Genomic DNA, 17,045 nt, shown 5'->3' with positions numbered 1-17,045 from the left:
TCCGAAAATTATTGTTGCTTTTTATTATACTTCAAATATCGTAACTTTTTTAAAAAAGTGTAGGACAAATACGAATAAATTTTGACAAAAGGTCTTATAACAATCATCACTATATTTAATAAAAATTGCAAAATATGTCGAATAACAGAGACGATGAAGCGCACAATGAACCAAAAGGGTCTCCATGTAATATTCACCAAAACTCTAGCTATGAAACGTAAAATAGTTTGAAAAAATGATTGATACAAAAAAATTCCGGCTATTTGCGCTAGCGGGTCGTATGCCCGCCATGCGCCGTCTTTTAGCCAAAATAATAAATAATATGTCAGCCCTCCAAGTAGAATCCATGTCAGTAATTCAAAAACCATCATCCACTTTCGAAGGCTTGACCTTTTTGGAGTTGAGAAAACAATAAGCCTTACGCTATCAATAATGAAACCAACTGCTATACCGCTCACAACCATGACAATTAATTGAAAGAATTGTTCACTAACAATCATCCAAATAATTTATGAAGGAAACCCTTCGAGAAGCCACTTTCCTCCTCGTCGTACTGTAAAGTTTTTACAGTTCCTTCAAGTGTCAATAATCCTTTGTCAACATCTAAATGAACGATATGCAGTTCCTCTCCACGGATTAACAAATGCCCTTGGGACGTCTTAATGAAAAACTCTTCCTGATCAAAGCGTTCAATTGATTTTACAGAAGTCATGTCCATTCTTTTACGATTACGAATCGTTAAAATATGCTCTCCAGATGGAATTGTGTAACGATTACTTTCTTGATGTAGCGTCATTTTTTTCCTCCTTTAGTCGTCCTAGCTTCTGTTCACTTTATGCGGACAACCATCAAAGCATGACAACTTTATTTAAGTTGTCTATTACTTTCATCCATAAATGGAAGCAGGAACAACATTAGGAGGTTAAAAAAGAAATTTATTCTTCATCATCTATAAATTCAGGCTCAATTTTTTCTAGTCTCTCTTCTTTCAAAATGGTAAACATTTTGGCTGCATCTTCTTTTTTCACTGTCTCACGTATTTCTTCTACACGTGCTGTTACTATTTTTTGACCAAATCGGATGGCCAGTTCATCTCCAGCTTTTACTGAACTGCTTGCTTTCGCTACCTTCTCATTGATAGTGATACGCCCCTGATCTGCCACCTCTTTAGCTAAAGTACGACGTTTGATTAAACGTGAAACTTTTAAAAATTTATCTAATCTCATAGTTCTTTCTCCCTTTCTAGTTGCTTCGCTTCATTCCAGAACCTATCTAATTGATCTAAAGTAAAGTCAGCAAATGATTTTCCACTTGCCTTTACTTGAGCTTCCACATAGCCAAATCGTCTAGCAAACTTTTCATTGGCATGCAGGATTGCCTCTTCTGGAGATAATTTATAGAAACGTGCTAAGTTCACTAATGTAAATAATACGTCCCCAAATTCATCAAGTCTGGATATACTAGAGCCATTCGTCACTTCATGGCGAAATTCCTGCCACTCCTCCGCAAACTTATCCCATGCACCTTCTACATCCGGCCAGTCAAAGCCTACTTTGGCAGCTCTATTTTGATAATTAAAGGCTGTCTGTAGCGCCGAGGACGCCCTATACTCCCCGTCTAATAGTGGTTTATCAGTCATGCCCTTTTCTTCAGCCTTTATAGCCTCCCAATTGGCTACAACACCATCAGCATCTTCCACTGTAACATCTCCAAAGACATGTGGATGGCGACGAATCATCTTCTCACTAATAGAAGCTAAAACATCTTCAAGCGTAAAGTAACCTTGATCTTCACCTATTTGTGCATGTAAAAACACCTGTAAGAGCACATCACCAAGTTCCTCAATCATTGCAAAATCGTCTTCAGCGTCTACTGCAGCTAAATATTCATGTGCTTCTTCGAGTAAATATTTTTTTAAGGACTCGTGAGTTTGCTTTTGGTCCCATGGACAGCCATTCGGACCTCTTAATGTTGCAATAATCGTACGGAATGTTGTCCAATCTCTTAAAGCCTCTTCCTGTGAATTTACAGGTGGCACATAGACTGTTGTTAAATTATTAACCTCCACACTTTGATCGAGCTCATAGAGTGGTACAGTAACAATTTTTTCTTCCGAAGATCCCGCAGCCGTCACTACTGTCACTGGGTACTCGTCATCATATTTCTCCATCAAAGTTAGCTTTACTTCTGAAGCACTAAATGTATCGTACACTTGGGCAATTAAGATATGCTGACGCATATTAATGTCATGCATGGAAAAGCTAGTGCCATCTAGCAATTGAAAACCTTCAATCGGATCAATTTTCAATGCACCAAATATAGGATCCAAGAAACTCTGTCCACCTTCTATAACAAGATTGAAAGTTCCCTCATTCGCTGCTTCTATAAGCAATTGGACTGTTTGTTCGGCAACCAATGGATGACCTGGTACGGCGTACATAATATCCTCTATTGCGGTAGCTGCTATAAGTGATTCTGCAATTTCGGCATACACTGGTTGGAATGCGTCATGTTTTTCATATACTTTGTCAAAGCTTTCAAACGTTATACCTTCTGCCGCTAATTCCTCTAGTACCGGATGATCAACTGTACGAACAAAAAATTTTTTTGCAGCTTTTAATTTTTTATATACGCCCATCTGCAACTGATTAAAATCACCTGCACCTAGACCAATAATAGTTAAAGTATTCAATATTTCCACCTACTTCTTTGAATTTAACCATAGTTGGTAAACAGCCATCCTACGTCCAAACGGCAGTAAATACCACTCTTTTTCTACTAAAACTCGTTTCTTCGCAATCATTGTAAGCATAACAAACGCCCCCAAGCCTACAGCTGTAAATCCTGCGATCACAGCCACTGAACGTGGTGACAGTAAATGGCCTAAAAAAGCCGATACCAGCTGTAGCCATACTAATACGACCACTGCCATACTTATTGATGCGAGCCCCACTTTTTTATAAAATTCTTTGGATGCTAATTGAATACCAGTTATTGTTTTTAAATAAACAATAAGCAAGAATGCTGTTACTAATAATCCAATATCATTTGCAATAGCTGCTCCTAATACACCAAGCCAGCCTATCAAACGAACATTTAATATAATTTTTAACACAAATCCTATCATTAAGAATAATGCTGGCTTCTTTAATTTTCCATAGCCTTGTAAAATGGCTGTAAATGTAAGAATAATTGATAAAGGCACTATTTGGAATACATACACAATTAATACTTCGGACAATGCATTGGTTTTAAAAAGCATTTCATTTAAATACGGCATAACAAGCATTAATCCTAACGAAGCAGCCCATCCAAACAAGATAGAAGCTTTGTACGTTAATTGGATAAATGGAATGGCACTTCGACCTTCTTGTTTTTTCGATAGATGAGCAACAAGTGGAACAATTGCAAGAGATAAAGAGGATGCGATAACAACTCCTAATTGTACTAGCGGCTGTCCACGATCATAAATCCCCTTCGTTTCTTTAGCAACTGTAGAGTCCATACCATGATCGATTAATAACGAATAGATTGTAAAGGAATCAACTAACTGATAGCCAAGTAATAATAGGCCACTCATACTTACACTTAAGCTAAGCCATGTAACTTCTTTCATAATAGGCAAGCTTTTAGCCTTGTGTAGACGAAGATGCACACGGAATAGACCAAAGCGTTTAGAAAAAATATAGGCAAGTAATACAAATGCGATAATTTCCCCAACCACTGTACCAATAACGGCCATTTTCCCTGCAGCATATAGAGATTTTGTAGTAGTCATAATGACAAATGTTCCTGTTAAAATAACGGTTACCCTAATCGCCTGTTCAACCACTTGAGCATAAGCAATAGGCTCCATAATCCCTCTAGATTGGAAGCCACCTTTCAAAATAGCAAGTGCCGGCATTACCAATACTACAAGAGAGCCTGTACGTATCAACGGTGCTAGTTGAGTATCACCCATCAACTGGGCTATTTTATCAGCCCCCCCAAATAGGACAGCAAAAAACAACAATGAGAGCACCGTCAAATAACGGAAAACGACACGCATTATCATGCTTCTTTTTTCATTACGTTCTATTGTATCAACTATGCAATCATTATCTGCAAGCATTTTTGAAATGGCTATAGCAAAGCCACTGGATGTCCAAACAACGAAAATTGAAATAACTGGATATACCTGTTGATAAATATAAAAGCCTTCATCACCAACTAGATTTTGAAAAGGTACACGGTAAATTGCACTAAGGACTTTTACGATAAGGGCAGCGATTGTCAATAAGGCCGCTCCCTTCATGTAGCTTTTCATACCAAAACGTTGCGACATAAATTGCCCTCTTTCCTTCTTAACAATGCCAATAGTATAGCATATCTTAAAAGTTTGACGCGCCAGGCACTACTACTGTTCCTAAATTGGCCTATATTTATGTACGCAAAAAAAGTTATTACTCGGCCTTAAAGGTCATCGCAATAACTTTTACATGCATCAGCTATTCATTTGTTTCGCTAAGAAGTTTGCAGCTGTTTCCACTACTTTTACTTCTACCTCACCAACAAAATGCACTTTAGACAATACTATAATGCAGCCAATTGGGTCACCATTCACCATAATAGGTGTTGCACAATATGATTTTACTTGCTCATATTGTCCAGGAACAATTTCAATAGATGTCTCCATTTTTTCAATCTTTGTAGAGCGCTCCTCCATGAAGCCTTCTGCAAAGGACGTAATACGACGATTGATATATTCTTTTTTACCTATCCCTGCTACGGCAATCACTTCATCACGGTCTGTGACAAATGCTGGTGTTCCTAATGTTTCATATAATGTTTCAACATATTCTCTTGCAAATTCTCCTAAATCGTTAATCGGAGAATATTTTTTTAATATGACTTCACCTTCACGGTCCGTATAAATTTCAAGCGGGTCGCCTTCACGAATACGTAGCGTCCTACGAATTTCTTTTGGAATAACTACACGCCCTAAATCATCAATACGACGAACAATTCCTGTTGCCTTCATTCTAATGCCTCGCTTTCGCTACAATAAAATTTTTTATTCAACTATAGTATGGTTTTTATTTGAGCAATCTATGCAAAAACTGAAGAAAAAGGATTTCACAACCATTAATTTTTTCAAAAAAATTTGCATTACATCAATCAACTCCTTATTAGAGTACCCAAGGAATAAGTTTCTATAATACATTTATTAAAATTGTAACGAAAAAAGGCAGTCTTATCTTTATTTGAAAAGATAGGACTGCCATCTACTATAGCTTCTTTGCTTTATCAATAATTTGCATCAGCTCTTCCAAAATGTCGAAGGGTTGATATTTTCCGCATTTCCGCTCATCAATCGTTAGTTTTAATTGCATGCCATCCATACCAAAACCAACAGCACGTTCAAATTTCATGGATTCTTCAATAATTTTACTACCATCAACATTTGCCGTCCCCTGTTCAGACAACAATATAGTTATAAGCTTCTGCTTCTCTTTTACAGAGATGACTCCCGCGCCTAATCCCCATACTTTCATTCGTGCTACACGTAGTAAACGCTCTGTTTCAATTGGAAGATCACCAAATCGATCTTCTAATTCCTCCATGATTTCACCATACTCTTCCACCTGATCCATTGCTTTAATACGTTTATACATTTGAATTTTTTGGTATCCATCAGGAATATAGACATCAGGAATATACGCATCGACACTTAATAAAATTTCAATCTCAGGTTTTTCTTCTTTTTTCACACCTGTTTGACGCTCTGCAATTGCCTCTTGAAGCATCTGTGAATATAAATCAAAACCAACTGAATCAATAAAGCCATGCTGTTGGGCTCCAAGTAAGTTCCCAGCTCCTCGAATAGATAAGTCTCGCATAGCAATTTTAAAGCCTGATCCCAACTCCGTAAATTCTTTAATGGCCTGTAATCTTTGCTCGGCAACATCTGTCAATACTTTATCACGCTGGTACATAAAATAGGCATAGGCTACCCGGTTAGAACGCCCAACGCGCCCACGCAATTGATAGAGCTGAGCTAAGCCCATTCGATCAGCATCGTGAACAATTAGAGTATTGACATTAGGAATATCTACACCAGTCTCAATAATAGTCGTTGTTACAAGTACATCATAATCGCCTTCTAAAAAGGATAATATGACTGACTCTAATTCAGTCTCTGACATTTTCCCATGTGCATGACCTATTCGTGCCTCTGGGACAAGCACTTGAATTTCCTCAACTTTTCTAGCCATATCTTCTACGCGATTATATAAGTAAAACACTTGTCCGCCACGTGCCATCTCTCTTTCGATTGCCTCTCGTACTAGTGCCCCGCTATGTTCCATCACGTATGTTTGAACTGGGAATCGATTGGCTGGTGGTGTTTCAATAACAGACAAATCTCGGACGCCTACCATTGACATATGGAGTGTTCTCGGAATTGGTGTTGCTGTTAAAGTTAACACATCGACATTTGTTTTTAACTGCTTAATTTTTTCTTTATGCGTTACACCAAAACGTTGTTCTTCATCAACAATTAACAAACCAAGGTCTTGGAATATTAAATCCTTCGATAAGATTCTGTGTGTTCCAATAACTATATCGACTTGCCCTTCTTTTAGCCCTTTTAATGTAGCTGTTTGCTCTTTCTTAGACCTGAAGCGTGATAGCAATCCCACATTAATAGCAAAATCCTGGAAGCGTTCACGAATTGTTTCATAATGCTGCTGGGCTAAAATGGTCGTAGGGACAAGGAAGGCAACCTGTTTGCCATCTTGAATAGCTTTAAATGCTGCACGGATAGCCACTTCTGTTTTACCATAGCCTACGTCACCACAAACTAGGCGATCCATAGGACGCTCACGCTCCATATCTCTTTTTACTTCAACAATAGAACGTAGCTGGTCCTCAGTTTCTTCATAGGCGAACATTGCCTCGAAGTTACGTTGATCATCATTATCAGGTGTAAAAGCATGCCCTTTTTCAGCTTCCCGCTTCGCATAAAGCTTAATTAAATCATCTGCAATATCCTGTACAGCAGATGATACCTTGGCCTTCGCTTTTTTCCACTCTGCGCCACCTAATTTATGTAGCTTCGGTTCACGATCCTCTGATGCCACATATTTTTGTATTAAGTCTATTTGCTCGACAGGTACATATAATTTATCGTCTGCACGATATCGAATATGCAAGTAATCCTTATGTGTTCCATTTACCTCTAACGTTTCTACACCAATGTATTTCCCTATTCCGTGGTGAACGTGAACAACATAATCACCAGGTTTAATTTCCGTATAGCTTTTAATACGTTCAGCATTCGTCATTTTTTGCGTACGTGCTTTTTTCTTTGCCTGCTGCTTAAATAGCTCATCCTCTGTTACAATGGCCATACGTTGGAGTGGTAATTCGAAACCACTTGACAATGCTCCATCGACAATATAAATTCCAGGCTCTGTAGGCTCACCTATCGCTGCATGGATATCATACTCTTCTAGCATTTGCTGAACACGCTTCACACGCTCTTTATCTCTAGCTACGATGAGTACTGTAAACTTCCCAAGTAACCAACGTTCAATCTCACTTTGTAACAAGGCCATTTGACCGTGAAATTGTTGCATTGGCTTGCAAGAAAAGTTAGTGGTCTTATTAAACGTTATTCCCGAAAATGTACGTGAGAATAATGAAAAGGAAAGCTTTTGTTGCGACAGCATGGCCACTATTTCCTTTAATGTGAAGGCTGGTTTAACATCATGAACCATTTTCCCTTCTTCAATTAAAGATAAGAACCATTCCTCTTCTTCACGTTCCCAAGCGTCCATAACTTCTTGGATGCGTCCAAGCTCATCAAACAGAACAATTCCATCTTGGGCAAAATAGTCGCCTAAATAAGCCGATTTATCATATAATAATGATCCATATTTATTGACATAGTCTGGAAGATTCCCTTGTTGTAGCAATTCAATATCATACTGAATATGCTGATAAAGGAGTTCTTTGGTCTCCTGCCTTTTAACTTTCTTTAGGCTTGCCCCTAACGCTTTTTCTAAACGTTCTGCCAATGTCTGTCTTTCTGATTTTGTAAGAATAACCTCAGAGGCAGGAAGTATACGAATTTTTTGTAGTTTATTAATAGAACGTTGATCATCTGCCGAAAATGTTCTTATAGAATCTACTTCTGTGTCAAATAATTCAATACGAATAGGTGATGCTAAATACGGTGGATAAATATCAAGTATGCCTCCACGTAAGGCAAATTCGCCAGGTGTAGTCACCATGGAATTACGTACATAGCCCATTTCAACTAATGTTTGTAGCCATGCATCCACTTCAATTTCATCGCCCACAGTTGTTTGTAAAAAATAGTGTAGCCAATGTTCCTTCGGCTGCATGATCTTTCTTAAACCGGCAACAGGGATTACATAAACAGCCTTCTCACCTCTAGCTAAGCAATCAAGCGTTGCGATTCGTTCCGCTCGTAATTCTGGAGAGGCCACGGAAAGGTCTGCAGCAATAAATTCGTCAGCCGGGTAATAGTGAACATTTTCTTCACCTAATAGTCCAGCAAGCTCATCCACCATTCTTTGCGCCTGCAGTAGATTAGGAGAAACAATGTAAATCGGCTTCTTTACATATTCAAATAACGCATCGACCATAACGGGACGTGCGCTTCCAGTTAAACCTGTAATCAGCTGCGATGCAGTTTGACCGCTCTGAATATCCTGTAAAAATGATGTAATATGTTTATCCCGCGACACAAGCTGTCGTAAAACTTCCACAGTCAAAAGCTCCTTTCAGCATAAAATTCCATTTGTCATTACTAGTATTCTAGTGCTAGTTTATATATTTTTATTTATTAGCCATTTTACGAAATGGAAAAAGCCTTGAACACACATGAAGTGTGTCAAAGCATCCTTCCAATTATTGAATCCATTTATTGAGTGCATGATAATCTGGATATTGTCTCAGCGAATCCTCACATTGCTCACAAATACAGTGCACAGTCGTATGTCCATGCTGATCTTTCTCAACATAATCATCGGCTTCTCCCAATTCGAAAATATGTAGTTTTCGAATTGTATCATCTGCATCAAATGGTAGTGTCCCTATTTCTACTTCACAATGTCGACATCGATAGCGAACTGACATCTCCAAATCATCCTCCTTTAAGCAACTTTCTACTTAAAGTATAGACATTTATAAATCGGATTATGCGCTTTCTTGATGTCTTCAGCATTGTATGAACTTAAAAATTAGAGAATTAATTTTTGCTTATAGGAAAGACTTATCCATATAAGCATGAGCTTAACTTAGACTTTTATATCCAAATATTTTAACTAAATTCCGCGACTTTACTTGTTAAAATGATTCATCACATCAAGAAACGGCTTTGAAAGAGATACTTCTACAGCATTTACAGACTTTTCAATAGCTTCATTCATAGAAACCTGATCTTCTTTTGAAAACTTTCCTAATACATAATCTGCAACCTTCATGCCAGCAGGTGGGCGACTAATACCTACCCGGATTCGATTAAATTCCTGTGTCCCTAAATGTTGAATTAAGGACTTAATGCCATTGTGACCACCCGCACTTCCTTTTTGACGCAAGCGCAATTTCCCAGTTTCCAAATCTAAGTCATCGTATATAACAATTAGATCTTCCACATCAATATCAAAATAATCCATTAAGGGACCTACACATTCCCCTGATAAATTCATATATGTTAAAGGCTTAACAAGTAGAACCTTTCCCTCAGGTCGATGAACAGTTGTATACATACCATTAAATTTTGAATTTGTTAAAGGCGTCCCCCATTTTTCTGCTAACGCATCGATCACATCAAAACCAATATTATGTCTAGTATGCTCATACGGTTTACCCGGATTTCCTAAACCAACGATAATTTTCATAAGTACCTCTCTTCTTTCAAATCTAATAGTCATTATTTTACCATACCACATGCCTAGAAAGCATTTTGAACAATTACTAAATCCCATTAAACTTACAAAAAAAGCTAGCAAGAAAGTTTTTAGCTTTCCTACTAGCCTGAAAAATAATTTATTTTACACTTGCTCTTCTTCTACACTCGCTGAAACTTCTTCTTGCTCTGCCGAAACAGGAGCTACAATCGTTACTAATAGATAATCATCTTCACTAATAATTTCTACAGGCGTTTGATGTCGAATCTCTGCCACTGTCAGAGATTCCCCTACTTTTAATGATGAGATATCAACTTCAATGGAATCAGGTAATTCAGCTGGTTTTACCTTCACTTTTAATTCTAAGTTAGGCTGCATTAAAATACCGCCTTCACTCACTCCAACTGACTGACCAATTAATTTAATTGGCACATCTACCTCTAATTCCTCCGCCATATTAATTGCTAAAAAGTCTACATGATTAACTTCATCTTTTAATGAACATTGCTGTACTTCTGATACAACCACATTCACTTTTTTCCCCTCTAAATCTAGTGAAAACACACTGTTTTGCCCATTTTTTTGAATGGATTTCTTAAATTCTTTTGCAGAAATAGAAATTGGGGTTGAATCTAGCTTATAGCCGTAAATAACTGCAGGAATGGCTCCCCCTTTTCTAAGTTGGGTTAATGTCGAACGATGCCCAGTTTCGCGCTTTGTAACACTTAATACTGTACTCATACCTCTTTATTCCCCTTCCAAGAAAATTATTTACGCCTTATCAACAATTAGCCACTCCTCATTTTGTGACTGTTTTGTTAAAGGCTATAATAATATTTACCTCTATTAGTTAAAGTAGTGTAAATATTATGAAGACACATTTACTATTATACCCCTTTATTAGGAGATTCACACATAATAAACCCTTTCCTTTGCTTAAATAAAGAAAAAAGGACAAATCCATCTAAAAAGATAGGTTTGCCCTTTATATAATATCTTTATGATTAATCGAATAGAGTACTTACAGATTTGTTTTCGTAAACGCGAGAAATTGCATCAGCCATTAATTTAGCTACAGAAAGCTCTGTAATTTTTGGAGATTTTTTATCTTCCGCAAGCTGAATTGTATTTGTCACGACTAATTCTTTAATAGAAGAGTTTTCGATACGTTCGATAGCTGGGCCAGATAGTACAGGGTGAGAACAGCAAGCATACACTTCTTTTGCACCCGCAGCACGTAATGCATCAGCACCGATCGTAATTGTACCTGCAGTGTCAATAATATCATCAATCAAGATTGCCACTTTACCATCAACATTACCCACAATGTTCATAACTTCTGCAACATTTGGTTTTGGACGTCGCTTGTCAATAATTGCAATTGGTGCTTTTAATCGTTCAGCCATTTTACGAGCACGTGTTACCCCACCATGGTCTGGTGAAACAATAACGATTTCATCTTCTGGAATACCTTTAGATTTGAAGTAATCAGATAATAATGGTACTGCCATTAAGTGGTCAATTAAGATATCGAAGAAACCTTGAATTTGAGGTGCATGTAAATCTAATACAATCACTCGTGTTGCACCAGCTGTCTCGAGTAGGTTTGCCACTAATTTAGCTGTAATTGGTTCACGCGCTTTTGCTTTACGATCTTGGCGTGCATAACCATAATAAGGCATTACGACGTTTACTGTACGAGCAGATGCACGTTTAACTGCATCTACCATAATTAAAAGCTCCATTAAATGTTCGTTTACTGGTGCAGAAGTTGACTGCACGATAAACACATCACAACCACGAATACTTTCTTCAATGCTAATTTGAACTTCTCCATCGCTGAAGTGCTTAACAGAAGATTTCCCTAATTCTACACCCATTTCTTGCGCAATTTCTTGAGCTAGTGGGTTATTTGAATTTAGAGAAAATATTTTTAATTGTGAGTTTGCATAATGATACGGCATGATGGCCTCCTGTTTAGTTGATAATTATTTTGAATTTAATTTGCTTACATAATTAGGTTTGTTTTCTTGTCTTGCACGAGCAATTGCAAGTGCATCTTCAGGTACTTCTTTTGTAATTGTAGAACCTGCTGCAATAAATGAACCTTTTCCAACTTTCACTGGCGCTACTAAGTTAGTATTACATCCTACAAATACATCATCTTCAATAATTGTTTTGAACTTATTTTTCCCATCATAGTTAACTGTAATGGAACCGCAGCCAACATTGACGTTACTGCCAATTTCAGCATCACCAATATAGCTTAAATGCGATACTTTTGTGTCATTACCTAGCTTGCTTTTCTTCACTTCTACAAAGTTACCAATTTTCACATGGCTACCGATGTCTGATAGTGGTCGAATATGAGCAAATGGTCCAATGGCTGTATCTTCCGCAATAGCGCTTTCACGTACAACAGAAGAATGCACCGTCGTACGATCTCCAATACGGCTATCTGCAATTTGAGTATTTGGGCCAATGTTGCAATCTTCTCCGATTACAGTGGCTCCTTCTATCATACAACCTGGTTGAATGACAGTATCACTTCCAATAACAGCTTCCGCGCTAATATATGTCGTTTCAGGGTGGATAATTGTCACACCATTACGCATATGCTTTTCATTAATTCTAGCTCGCATTAATGTCTCGGCCTGTGATAAGGCAACACGGTCATTGACACCAAGTGTTTCTTCAAAATCATCTGTCACGTATGCTTCTACAATATCACCTTGCTTTTGTAGAATTTCAATAACATCTGGTAAATAGTATTCACCCTGAGCGTTGTCATTCTTCACTAATTTCAAAGTTTCAAATAGCAACTTGTTATCAAAGCAGTAGGTGCCCGTGTTTATTTCTTTTACTAATTGCTGTGCTGCTGAAGCATCCTTTTGTTCAACAATTTGCTCTACTTGCCCGTTCTCGCTACGTAAAATACGTCCATAGCCAGTTGGATTTTCCGCAATTGCAGTTAAAATTGTTGCTTTAGCCTTCTTTGCCTGATGATGCTCAAATAGAGCCTGCATAGTTTCGGGGCGAATTAGCGGTGTATCACCACACACAACTAAAGTTGTTCCTTCTTCATTCCCCAGTATTCCCTCAGCTTGTTGAACAGCGTGTGCTGTCCCTAACTGTTCGGCTTGAAGAACATACTCACTTTTATCTCCAAGCTGTTGTTGCACTTTTTCTGCACCATGTCCAACAACCGTTACAATGCGATTGACATCTAACGTTTGAATATGATCCACCACATGTTGTACCATCGGTTTCCCACAAACTGGATGGAGCACTTTATATAATTTGGACTTCATACGTGTACCTTGACCTGCAGCCAAAATGACAGCAAAAATATTGCTCATCTGTAAGTCCTCCAATACGCTCATTTTCTCTTATGACTATATAGCATAATTCATCTATTTTCAAGGCATGTAGAGTTGACAAAAAGATGAATTCCAAAATCCACTGCACCTTCTGCTCGAATGTCATGAAGTATATCGTAAAACTGCTGGTTTTCTCTTTTTATCAAAATAAAAAGAACTCTTCAAATTTGAAGAGTTCTTAAAATTCTTACCCATAAAACCAACTTTAGATTATAATAACTTCTTAAATAGTAAGTTATTACCTTTTAACTATACACCCATACTCTCTAATTCTTCTTCTTTATCCGTTTCTTCTAATTCACTAGAGTTATGATAGGCGTTTAAAATAATCTCCTGAATTTTATTACGAGTGTCAGAATTAATTGGATGAGCGATATCCCTAAATTCACCATCTGGCGTTCGTTTACTTGGCATGGCTACAAACAACCCAGTATTTCCATCAATTACACGAATATCGTGAACAACAAACTCATTGTCAAGTGTAATGGAAGCAATCGCACGCATGCGACCATCCGTCTGCACCCGACGTAATCTCACATCAGTAACTTCCATTTTCTCACCACCTCTCTCTTGGATGCCTAAATAAAATTACCATATTCTTAATTACCGAATATTTTCCTTTTTATAGTCTATCAAATTTTCTAAAAAATTTGAATACTTATGAGAATAATATTTTTTCTTATTTACGGAATTTTTGACAATTGTTTGTCACCAATAAAAAAAAGCCCTCTAAACAGAACGAATGCTCTTAATAGTGGGCTTCATGAATTTATTCTTTATTTAACAATAGCAATAACTTCGATTTCTACTTTTACATCCTTTGGAAGTCGAGCTACTTCTACAGCCGAACGAGCAGGCTTATGCTCACCAAAGTGACTTGCATATACTTCATTCATTGCGACAAAGTCGTTCATATCCTTCATAAACACTGTAGTCTTTACAACATTTTCTAAAGATGTTCCCGCTGCCTCTAATACTGCTTTTACATTAGCGAATACCTGATTTGTTTGTACAGTAATATCCCCTTCGACTAATTCACCTGTAGCTGTTAATGGAATTTGTCCAGAACTATAAAATATACCGTTCACACTAATACCTTGTGAATATGGCCCAATTGCTGCTGGTGCATTTGATGTTGCTACTACTCTCATTTGTCATGTCCCCTTTTAGAAAAATAGTTACCTTCACTTAATGCAATTGTTCGATCTTTTTCGTTCACTTCATGAAGCTTTACAAGTGAATAGTAATCGTCTACTAACGTTTCGTCCGCATGCTCCGCCTCAACCAGCACTGCAATGCCAGCTAATTGACAATCAAACTCTTCTAATAAATTTTTCATGCCATTCATAGTACCGCCGACTTTCATAAAATCATCGGTAATCAAGACACGTTGCCCACTCTTCATGCTTCTTTTTGATAATACCATTGTCTGAATTCTTCTGGAAGAACCAGACACATAATTAATACTTACTGTAGAACCTTCTGTTACTTTACTATCTCTTCGCACAACAACTACTGGCACATTTAAATGTCTTGCAATGGCATGTGCTATAGATATTCCCTTAGTTGCTACCGTCATTATGACGTCAATCTGTTGATCTGCAAAAGCAGAGGCAAAAACCTTCCCTACTCGGTTAATTAAATCTGGGTTCCCTAATAAGTCTGTCATAAACAAGTAACCACCAGGCAATAAGCGATCTGAATGCTCAAGCTCTGCCTTTAAATCCTGAATAACTGAACGTACCTCTGCCTCGGACATTTTAGGAATATATTTCACTCCTCCTGCAGCGCCCGGCACTGTCATCAATAACCCGATTCCTTTTTCTTCGAAAGTTTCTTTTACAATCGTTAAATCCTCACTAATGGATGACTTCGCAGATTGATATAGTTCTGAAAAATAAGTTAGCGGGATCAGCTGATGTGGATGTTCTAGTAAATAGTACGTCATATCAACTAGTCGTTCACTACGTTTCCATTTCATGCGACCCTCTCCTAAACACGAATATTTATAGGTAAAATTAACACAAATTTGCGTTTCTAGGCAAGCGTATTTCGCTCTCCCAATATTCTTACTGCATAAACTTCTTCACAAAAACCACGTAAACCATTATAAATACGACTGACACGAGCCTCACTATCCACTAGCCCAAATACAGTAGGACCGCTTCCGCTCATTAATGTAGCATCTGCTCCAAAGCGTTTCATTTGTTCCTTTAACATGATGACTTCTGGATGTAGCTTAAATGTTACAGTTTCCAAAACATTCCCTAATGATGAACATAACAGCTCATAATCCTTCGTTTCAATAGCCTGTATCATTTGCTTCGTATTAGGATGTTCCAGTCCTTCAACCTTAAGACCTCCATATACTTCAGCAGTGGATACACCAATTTTAGGTTTTGCTAATACTACCCAGCAGTTAGGAGGCGCAGGAATTTCCTTTATTTTTTCTCCACGTCCTGTGGCAAGTGCCGTGCCACCATAGACACAAAATGATACATCTGAACCGATTTTAGCACCTAGTTCAGCCAATTCATCTATCGATAATCCTAAATTCCAAAGTTCATTAAGACCCTTTAGTGTAGCAGCTGCATCACTACTACCACCGGCAAGCCCAGCAGCGATTGGGATTTCTTTTTCAATAGTAATGGATACACCTTGTTTAATGCCATATGTATCTTTAATGAGACGCGCTGCCTGGTAAGCAAAATTACGATGATCATTCGGTACAAAATTATCCGTTGAAATTATTTGGATTACACCATCTTCTCGAGATTCAAGACTGATACGATCAGCTAAATCGACAGTTGTCATAACCATCTCAACTTCGTGAAAATTATCTGGTCTTTTATAAAGTACATCTAATGTTAAATTAATTTTTGCAGGCGCCTTTACATAAAGCATCTTTCTTCCTCCCTTATAGCTACACATATAAACAATTCCTTTTCGCACAAGTTTATTCATTTTATTTTACCATACTGAGATTACGAAAATGGAAAAAAAGAACCGTTTACCCTGTTCAGAGTAACGGTTCTCTCTCGTCAGCTGTATTTGTTGTGTCAGTAAGGATTTTCATCCTTGCTGAATGAAACTTAATAAGTCGTCTATTTTATTAGAAATAGTCTACTTACGCTCTTGCTCATTACTTGCTCGCTCAGCCATTTCAATGGCACGCTTGACCATATTACCAGCATCTCGAGCTTTTATGCCGCCCCAGCCTTCCTTTTGCACAACATCATAAAATCCAAGTTCTTTTGCGATCTCTTCTTTTAATCGAGGTGACATGATACCCTTTCTAGGCATATAAACTCCTCCTTTAACAACTGACCACATTAGTATGCCCCATGAAAACGCAAAACACTCATGTAGTTTTTAACATACATGAGTGTTTCAAAAATATAGAAATAAGTACTAGAAACTATTTTGCGACAGCAGCCTTTGCTTCGTCTAAAAATGTAATCTCTACTGCTTCAGTTAAAATATCTGTGTAACTATACGATACGCGCTTGCACGTATTGTCTTCTTGATCGAGTTCAACTACAAAGATGGCGCGATATGTCTCACGTAATATCCCTGCACACTCAACCGTTTTCTTGCGACCACCGTTTGCTTTTAATTGCAAACGTTTACCCAAATGACAATCCAACGACTTTTTAATGTCCGCTAAAGTTTTTGGCATTTTCGCTTACACCTCACTAATAACTAGTATAAGCGAATCGCCCAAAAATGTCAACAAAATATAATA

General features: G+C 37.7%; 18 protein-coding genes. All 18 read right to left on the bottom strand.

Annotated elements, in window-relative coordinates; translation table 11 throughout:
• Positions 1 to 8: 8 nt before the first annotated feature.
• The 18 genes from yabQ to veg all read right to left on the bottom strand — a co-directional run bounded on the left by yabQ (position 9) and on the right by veg (position 16,979).
• Positions 9 to 500, bottom strand: a complete 492-nt coding sequence (gene yabQ / locus ACP3VS_RS21380) for a spore cortex biosynthesis protein YabQ (protein ID WP_012291889.1) — start codon at positions 498 to 500, stop codon at positions 9 to 11.
• On the bottom strand, positions 497 to 796 hold the full coding sequence (yabP, locus tag ACP3VS_RS21375) for a sporulation protein YabP (RefSeq protein ID WP_004229167.1): 300 nt from the start codon (positions 794 to 796) through the stop codon (positions 497 to 499). The genes yabQ and yabP overlap by 4 nt, the downstream gene beginning before the upstream one ends.
• Positions 797 to 935: 139 nt before the next feature.
• The gene (locus ACP3VS_RS21370; protein WP_008180273.1) at positions 936 to 1,226 is read right to left on the bottom strand and encodes an RNA-binding S4 domain-containing protein; all 291 of its coding nucleotides are present in this window, start codon (positions 1,224 to 1,226) and stop codon (positions 936 to 938) included.
• The gene (mazG, locus tag ACP3VS_RS21365) at positions 1,223 to 2,692 is read right to left on the bottom strand and encodes a nucleoside triphosphate pyrophosphohydrolase (protein WP_426389904.1); all 1,470 of its coding nucleotides are present in this window, start codon (positions 2,690 to 2,692) and stop codon (positions 1,223 to 1,225) included. The genes ACP3VS_RS21370 and mazG overlap by 4 nt, the downstream gene beginning before the upstream one ends.
• Before the next feature lie 9 nt (positions 2,693 to 2,701).
• Entirely contained in the window at positions 2,702 to 4,324 is a 1,623-nt protein-coding gene (locus tag ACP3VS_RS21360; protein ID WP_012291887.1) for a putative polysaccharide biosynthesis protein, read from the bottom strand.
• A gap of 159 nt (positions 4,325 to 4,483) precedes the next feature.
• Positions 4,484 to 5,020 (bottom strand): stage V sporulation protein T, encoded by a 537-nt coding sequence (spoVT, locus tag ACP3VS_RS21355; RefSeq protein WP_012291886.1) that lies wholly within the window; start codon positions 5,018 to 5,020, stop codon positions 4,484 to 4,486.
• A 247-nt stretch (positions 5,021 to 5,267) separates the two neighbouring features.
• A complete protein-coding gene (gene mfd / locus ACP3VS_RS21350; protein ID WP_012291885.1) occupies positions 5,268 to 8,777 on the bottom strand; it encodes a transcription-repair coupling factor in 3,510 nt (1,169 codons plus the stop codon).
• A 142-nt stretch (positions 8,778 to 8,919) separates the two neighbouring features.
• Complete coding sequence (locus ACP3VS_RS21345; protein WP_008180264.1) at positions 8,920 to 9,147, bottom strand: anti-sigma-F factor Fin; 228 nt, start codon at positions 9,145 to 9,147, stop codon at positions 8,920 to 8,922.
• Between the two features lie 203 nt (positions 9,148 to 9,350).
• Positions 9,351 to 9,911 carry an aminoacyl-tRNA hydrolase gene (gene pth / locus ACP3VS_RS21340; protein WP_031416108.1) on the bottom strand — a complete coding sequence of 187 codons (561 nt, stop codon included), beginning with the start codon at positions 9,909 to 9,911 and terminating at the stop codon, positions 9,351 to 9,353.
• Between the two features lie 153 nt (positions 9,912 to 10,064).
• Positions 10,065 to 10,661: a 50S ribosomal protein L25/general stress protein Ctc gene (locus ACP3VS_RS21335; RefSeq protein ID WP_012291883.1), complete on the bottom strand. Its 597-nt coding sequence runs from the start codon at positions 10,659 to 10,661 to the stop codon at positions 10,065 to 10,067.
• 263 nt (positions 10,662 to 10,924) lie between these two features.
• Positions 10,925 to 11,884, bottom strand: coding sequence for a ribose-phosphate diphosphokinase (locus ACP3VS_RS21330; protein WP_012291882.1), 960 nt, complete (start codon positions 11,882 to 11,884; stop codon positions 10,925 to 10,927).
• A 24-nt stretch (positions 11,885 to 11,908) separates the two neighbouring features.
• Positions 11,909 to 13,279, bottom strand: a complete 1,371-nt coding sequence (glmU, locus tag ACP3VS_RS21325; RefSeq protein WP_031416107.1) for a bifunctional UDP-N-acetylglucosamine diphosphorylase/glucosamine-1-phosphate N-acetyltransferase GlmU — start codon at positions 13,277 to 13,279, stop codon at positions 11,909 to 11,911.
• Positions 13,280 to 13,549: 270 nt separating this feature from the next.
• Positions 13,550 to 13,852 carry a septation regulator SpoVG gene (gene spoVG, locus ACP3VS_RS21320; protein ID WP_031416105.1) on the bottom strand — a complete coding sequence of 101 codons (303 nt, stop codon included), beginning with the start codon at positions 13,850 to 13,852 and terminating at the stop codon, positions 13,550 to 13,552.
• Between the two features lie 224 nt (positions 13,853 to 14,076).
• Positions 14,077 to 14,451, bottom strand: a complete 375-nt coding sequence (locus ACP3VS_RS21315) for a RidA family protein (protein WP_207889560.1) — start codon at positions 14,449 to 14,451, stop codon at positions 14,077 to 14,079.
• Positions 14,448 to 15,281 (bottom strand): pur operon repressor, encoded by an 834-nt coding sequence (gene purR, locus ACP3VS_RS21310; RefSeq protein ID WP_012291877.1) that lies wholly within the window; start codon positions 15,279 to 15,281, stop codon positions 14,448 to 14,450. The genes ACP3VS_RS21315 and purR overlap by 4 nt, the downstream gene beginning before the upstream one ends.
• Before the next feature lie 56 nt (positions 15,282 to 15,337).
• Complete coding sequence (gene ispE, locus ACP3VS_RS21305; RefSeq protein WP_031416102.1) at positions 15,338 to 16,204, bottom strand: 4-(cytidine 5'-diphospho)-2-C-methyl-D-erythritol kinase; 867 nt, start codon at positions 16,202 to 16,204, stop codon at positions 15,338 to 15,340.
• A 219-nt stretch (positions 16,205 to 16,423) separates the two neighbouring features.
• Entirely contained in the window at positions 16,424 to 16,603 is a 180-nt protein-coding gene (locus ACP3VS_RS21300) for a small, acid-soluble spore protein, alpha/beta type (RefSeq protein ID WP_025116349.1), read from the bottom strand.
• Positions 16,604 to 16,718: 115 nt separating this feature from the next.
• Positions 16,719 to 16,979 carry a biofilm formation stimulator Veg gene (gene veg, locus ACP3VS_RS21295; protein ID WP_004229199.1) on the bottom strand — a complete coding sequence of 87 codons (261 nt, stop codon included), beginning with the start codon at positions 16,977 to 16,979 and terminating at the stop codon, positions 16,719 to 16,721.
• Between the last annotated feature and the right edge of the window lie 66 nt (positions 16,980 to 17,045).

This window comes from Lysinibacillus sp. VIII_CA, assembly GCF_049943995.1.
Classification (GTDB): Bacteria; Bacillota; Bacilli; order Bacillales_A; family Planococcaceae; genus Lysinibacillus; species Lysinibacillus pinottii.
Note: the sequence above shows the minus strand (reverse complement) of the source record. Positions and strands in the feature narration are given on the sequence as shown.